This window comes from Glutamicibacter sp. BW78, assembly GCF_002332245.1.
In the GTDB taxonomy this organism is placed as follows: Bacteria; Actinomycetota; Actinomycetes; order Actinomycetales; family Micrococcaceae; genus Arthrobacter_H; species Arthrobacter_H rhombi_A.
Map to the genome: position 1 here is coordinate 1 of NZ_NRGU01000021.1, position 5,700 is coordinate 5,700.

Genomic DNA, 5,700 nt, shown 5'->3' on the forward strand with positions numbered 1-5,700 from the left:
TCCGAGAGTGTGATTGTGGAGTCGAGGAGTTGATCCTGGGTGCTGGGCTGATCGCTCGAGAACCAGAGGTCATAGCGAGAGGCAATGTGGAAGTTGGCTCCTTGAATATTCCAGCGGTCGCCCTGTTTACGGATGTCCTCCACATTGAGTGAAGCAACTGCGAGCCTGTTGAGTTGGTCCATGACTCGCCTTCCACTGGCTCCGGAGGAGTTCAAGCCCAGCGTTGCCAGGAAGGAGCTAAGGGATGTCCCCATATGGAGCTGGCGTGATTGCGTCCGGACGGCCTCTGTCGTCATCCAGGTCAGCAAGTAGCGGGGGATGACTCCGTATGGGTAGGCCTTTTCGCGCCCGTTCTTGGTGTTGATGGACCCGGGCGTGATGGTCAAGGTCAGGGCGTTGTTTCGCCTGCTCCATTCGGGGAGGTCCCCGGGATTTCTATAGGGCAGCGACAGCTGGGCCATGATCCGCGATGCGTAATGCCCGCGGTATCCGGCATCCCTATTCATTTCGATCTCGCTGGCCAAAGACAGCAGACGCATTTGGCGTTCTGGAATCAGGGAGTTCTGGGTATCAAGCATGGGTGGGTACTTTCCTGGTGATGCTCTGTGGATGGCGGGGGTTATCCACGTGCATTTGGTGACGCCCTCGTTTTAGGGCTGTGAACACTGCGATTCGGGGTGAGATTCCGCGTATTCGTTGGGATCGAGCACGTGCATTTGGTGACGCTTCTTCAGGAATTCCAAAGTTGTCCACGTGCATTTGGTGACGCCTGACCACGTGCATTTGGTGACGCCGATTAGCCGATTGCCCTACTCCTGCAAGGGATGCAGGCATGCCCCATAAGCTATTAATTAACATGGAGATTTCCATAAGCGGGGACGGGGTCGGCTGTGGATCCGTGGATAACTGGTTCACACCAGCGCTCCGCGTTCGATGCCGTGATGGCTGATTGCCTTCGCCAGCTTGGTCTTGATGTTGTAGACCTTCTTGCTCAGCGACGTCACCGTGAGTCCAAGAGCCTCAGCCAGTTCGTGCTTCTCTGTCGCCGTGGAGACCGTGTACTGACCCAGCAGACGAGCCTCTTCGTTTGCAAGTGACTCGACATCGATGGACCACTGCAACACCCGCATGACTTCTGCGAGCTCTTCACCCGAGCAAGAATTGCTGGTTTCGTGGGGCACGGTTTCCAGAAGGGTGGGGGAGGGGTTTGTGTGACCCACGTACTCATTTCCATAGGGCGTCACATCGAATTCTGTATCCAGCCGGCTGATGATCTTCAACGCGTTCAAGCACAGATTCGCTGCTACGTGCTCCTTCCGGTGTGTCGGGTATTTCCGGATGGCCTCCCAGAAGCATTCGATGCCAACGCAGAATGCTTCGTCTGCTGATCGGGTCGTCTTCAGGTGGATGAGGTAGCGGCATGACCTGGTGAACTTAACGATCTTTCCGATGAACATTTGCAGCAGTAGACGCTCCAGGACAGGGTTTCCGTCAGCGGCTTCGCAAATTGCCTGGTGGAGCATTCTGTCTGCGTCCTGGGCACCCGCCTGACGGATGGTGGTCATTGCTTCATCGCCGCTCAGCGTTCCCAACGTGCCGTAGTTATCGACCCGTGGTCCGGAGCCTTGCTGCCATTCGCTGGACATCTTCTTCAACAGGCTCGTGTTGCTGTACATCGTGGGGCACCTTCCATCCGTGTTGGTTTGTGTTCCCCATCGACGTTCCTCAGCGCCCCTGAATCAGGGTCTGCATCAGGCATGGCCCCTTCGCGCGCGCGGTGGTTCGAACACTCGAAATTCCGTGGATTGGCCGGGATCCAAGGGAAGGAAAGTTTTTTGAAGGTTTTTCGGGTTGTACCGGAAAAACAGGTTCCAGGGGGGCCTGTACATGGATAGCGAAGCAATTTACAGAACCCCCACACCCTTCAGGAGCCACCGATGCCGGGACATGATCAGTCGCCTGAGCCCACCGAACATGTCATCGACGTTCGGACAAGAAACTTCTTCACGGATGCTGTCTCGGCCATCGAATCCGAGGAACGACTGGAGTCGCATCTAGCGCGACTCGTGGAATCACCCTTCGAAACAGCTCCGGCTGAGGAGCTCATAACTTTCTTGAATTCCCCGGCAATGGCTTCAGCCCGAGCAGCAGCTCGTCGAATCGGAGAGGTAGAAGAGCAGTGAAGACTCGCATGAAACCCCGTCCCGAGGAGACCGGTGACATCACCGATGTGGAAGAGGATGCCGGAGCTGAACAGACTGAGCCCTGGACCTACGGGCGCACCTTGCGGGCCAAGACGGTCACTATAGGCATTTGCATCGCAGCAGTTCTGTGGCCGGTGGCTGTGGCCGGTGTAGGGGTCGTGGTGGCCATCGACGCCTCCCAGGATGGCCCCGTCATGATCGAAGAGGAACCAGCCAGTGCGGCCGAGCAGAGTCTGGGATCCGTTGCCCAGAACTACGTGGCTGCCTGGTTGGCTGCCGACCGCCAGGACACCACCGACCTTGACCGGTACATCTCCACCGGAGATTTGAGACTGCCCAAGACCGCGTCGGATTCCCGGAACCTTTCAGCAGCAAACGTGGAAGCGATCGGGGAGGGGACATACCAGGTTGCTGTCACAGCTGAGGTGAAGACCTCGAAGAGCTGGGGCCCCCACACCTACCAGGTCGTGTTACGCACCGTGGGTGGTACCAGCATCGACGTCTTGGGGCTTCCCAGGGAAGTCGCAGAGCTGGAAGTCAGCGGGAAAAAACTCAACGGATACAGCGCCGACGTCACCGCGGTAGACGCGGTCACTGACACCGTTTCGGGTTTCCTCAACGCCTACCTGTCCGGAACCGGTGATCTCTCGCGCTTCACGGCTCCGGGCGCGGAGCTCAAACCAATCTCACCAGCCCCCCATAAGAAGATCTCGCTGGCCTACGTCGTAGCCAATCGGGAAGCGCCGGAGAAGACCGCAGACGGGGAACAAATCCATGTCAACGCTCGCGTGAAGTTGCAGGCGAATAAGGAAACCACTCTGACTTCCGACTACCAGCTGACCCTCACGGCCAGGGCCGGTCGGTGGGAAGTCTCCCACTTGGGACCCGACGAAATCATCGCCACCGCGCAAAGTGCGCGGTAGCCAACGAAAGGAACGCACCTTGGACATCAACCACTCGGTCGAAGCCGGACCCCTCCTCGACTCCATCACCACGCTTGCCTCCGATGCCACCTCGGCGACCCTCATCATCTTCGGATTCGTCGCCCTGGTGGTTTGCATTGGCGTCTACATAGGGTCCAAGGGCAACTGGATGAAGACTTTCGGTGCCCTCTGCCTCGCTGCCCTGATGCTTTGGGGACTCAACGGTGGAATGAAATGGATCTCCGACAGGGGAGGCGAAGAGATCGAATCCACGGTACCGACTGCCCAACGCGTCGAGCCCCCGTGGAGCCCAGGACACTCCACGAGGATCTAGGAGCCCGACATGGACATGAACGACCAGACACAGGTCACCCGGTTTTTCCAAGTGTCGCGGGTACCCATCATGTTTGGGCGCCTGCCCAGCGGCGAGCGGATCTGGGGCGGGCCGTACACCGGCGCTCAACTCATGACCGCATTCGCCTCGCTGTTCATCGGGATCAAGACCATGAACCTGTGGGGAACCGGGAGCTTCCTGGCCAACCTCGTGATCCTGGCAATGTTCATCGGCGGCGCCGTCTATGTGGCAGGGCGCCTGCGCTCCGTGCGCGGAAACCCACTCGTCTTAGTTGAGGGGTGGGGGAGGAGCATGGTGGCACCGAAAACGGGGACATACCGCGGAGCCAAAGTATTCCTCCCAACCCCGAAGCGTTCAGGGTGCCACAGGATCTTGATCAACAATCCTGCGACCGCCCGCCGGCCGGTGTTCCGAACCGAAGTGGTTGTGGCGACCGCACCCGAAGGGGTCGCAGACCCTGTCGCGCGCATTTCCACGACCCAACACACGCCCGTGGCCGGAAGTAGCGCGGTCCAGCACCTGCTGGCCCAACTCAACGCCACGAACTAGGAGAAGACCATGAAGCTGCCGATCACCGATCTGACGAACAACCTGATGTTCACCTCGTCGGGGACCGTCTGGGCGACCTGGCGCATTGATGGACAGGCCTACGGTCATGCACCGACGAAGAAGAAGTTCCTGATCAAGAAGCTGCATGAAGAGTTCCTGCAGTCGCTTTCGGGAGAAGTACTCCTCAGCGGGATCACTGCGAACGTGGATCCAGCCTCGGTCGCCGAGGCGATGCTCAAAGGCCTGGAAATGGAGGATGTCCCGCGTTGGTGCGAAGAGGTCGGAGAGACTCTGGACCAACTCGAGAACATGGAACTAGGCGTCAGGACATATTGGTTATCGGTACCACTGAAAATGTCCGATCCTAAGGATGCGTTCAAACGTCACCTGGCAACCGGCCTGTCATTCATATCCGAACGACTGGGACTTCCGCGGATGGCTCCCCACCCGGAACTGGTGGAAGCTTCCTTCCGCTCGGCACAACGCGTGCAGGGCGTTCTACCTTCGGCGTTGAAGGCCCGCCCGGCAACCCCTGCGGAAATCGTCTGGCTGGCATTGCACCACCAACAGCGTGGCCTGTCCCTGGATGACTTGACCCCCGGTGATGGGGTAGACGGGACGTTGGGATCTGAACAAAGCACTTCCAGCTACCGTGTTATCGACCCGTTCCTGGACGCCGGAGCGCAGACCGATGATCCGGAGGTAAACACCGACCGCATCTTCGAGCGCCGATATCTCAAGGTCGCTGCCAACGACGAACCAAGCTACCAGTGCCTACAGGTTGTTTCCGCCATGCCCACCGGAGGATTCAGGTTCCCAGGAGGCGAATGGATGGCGGCAATCGACCAGATGCCATTCGCCGTGGACTGGGTCTGGCGCATGCGGATCACTAGTGCACGTGCAGCCAAACAGGAGAACGCCAAGAATGAATCTCGGCTGAGCGACCAATACAACCAACGCACTGACACCGGTATCACCGGGTCCCAATCCGAGCTGGACATCCATGCCCAGGACCTCCATCAGTTCCAGCAGGACCTGGGACGCTCCGAACGCGAGGTAAAGGTCCAGGTGACTCCCATCTTCGTCGTTGCAGCACCCAGCGCCTTCGAAGTGCGGGAACGCGCAAAACAACTCAAAGAATTTTTCACGTCCATGGAGGTCGCGCTGTATGCCCCGCTCCCGGCCTTACAGGAGGAATTGTGGTGGAGCATGCAGATCGGAGTGCCTGCACTGCCTCTGATGCGCGAGTTCGAGCACGAAACGACTTCCTACCACCTGGCCGGCGCTATTCCCTTGGCCAGCAACCGGCTCGGAGCAGAAAAAGGGCTGCTGCTGGGATTCAACATCACCGGGGGGTTGCCGGCTGCCGTGCTGGCCGACATCGAGGGTACCCTCATGGGCGACCGCTCAGGATCCTTCGCCATCTGCGCAGAGCTCGGCGCCGGAAAAACTGCAACGGTCAAGACAATCACCGGTCATATCGTCGACCGGGGGGCTCGCTTCGTCGCCATCGATCGTTCTTCGACCCGCGAATGGGAATTCTTTGGGAAGTCCATCACTGACTGCGTCACCGTAGATGTCACCGCGCCGGAATATTCGTTGGATCCCTTGCGAGTTTTCGGTCCCGAAATAGGTGCCTCTCACGTTGAATCACTGGTCGCGATGCTGA

6 protein-coding genes are annotated in these 5,700 nt (G+C 58.8%); 4 read left to right on the top strand and 2 right to left on the bottom strand.

Features of this window, described 5'->3' with window-relative positions:
* Window positions 1-578: replication protein RepA (locus CIK75_RS03375; protein WP_198962386.1), on the bottom strand; the 578-nt coding region annotated here is incomplete at its 3' end.
* 333 nt (window positions 579-911) lie between these two features.
* A complete protein-coding gene (locus CIK75_RS03380) occupies window positions 912-1,676 on the bottom strand; it encodes a hypothetical protein (protein ID WP_096223215.1) in 765 nt (254 codons plus the stop codon).
* A 515-nt stretch (window positions 1,677-2,191) separates the two neighbouring features.
* Between CIK75_RS03380 and CIK75_RS03385 the strand changes: the two genes are divergently transcribed.
* The 4 genes from CIK75_RS03385 to CIK75_RS03400 form a co-directional block, all read left to right on the top strand.
* Window positions 2,192-3,127, top strand: a complete 936-nt coding sequence (locus CIK75_RS03385) for a conjugal transfer protein (RefSeq protein ID WP_096223216.1) — start codon at window positions 2,192-2,194, stop codon at window positions 3,125-3,127.
* Between the two features lie 19 nt (window positions 3,128-3,146).
* Window positions 3,147-3,461, top strand: coding sequence for a hypothetical protein (locus CIK75_RS03390; protein ID WP_096223217.1), 315 nt, complete (start codon window positions 3,147-3,149; stop codon window positions 3,459-3,461).
* A 9-nt stretch (window positions 3,462-3,470) separates the two neighbouring features.
* Entirely contained in the window at window positions 3,471-4,031 is a 561-nt protein-coding gene (locus tag CIK75_RS03395; RefSeq protein WP_096223218.1) for a hypothetical protein, read from the top strand.
* A gap of 9 nt (window positions 4,032-4,040) precedes the next feature.
* A partial coding sequence (locus CIK75_RS03400) for a type IV secretion system protein VirB4 (RefSeq protein ID WP_096223219.1) occupies window positions 4,041-5,700 on the top strand: 1,660 nt, incomplete at its 3' end.

Bases quoted from the DNA above. Each gene is read 5' to 3' on its own strand.
- CIK75_RS03380 (WP_096223215.1), bottom strand. From the start codon at position 1,676: ATGTACAGCAACACGAGCCTGTTGAAGAAGATGTCCAGCGAATGGCAG.
- CIK75_RS03385 (WP_096223216.1), top strand. From the start codon at position 2,192: ATGAAACCCCGTCCCGAGGAGACCGGTGACATCACCGATGTGGAAGAG.
- CIK75_RS03395 (WP_096223218.1), top strand. From the start codon at position 3,471: ATGGACATGAACGACCAGACACAGGTCACCCGGTTTTTCCAAGTGTCG.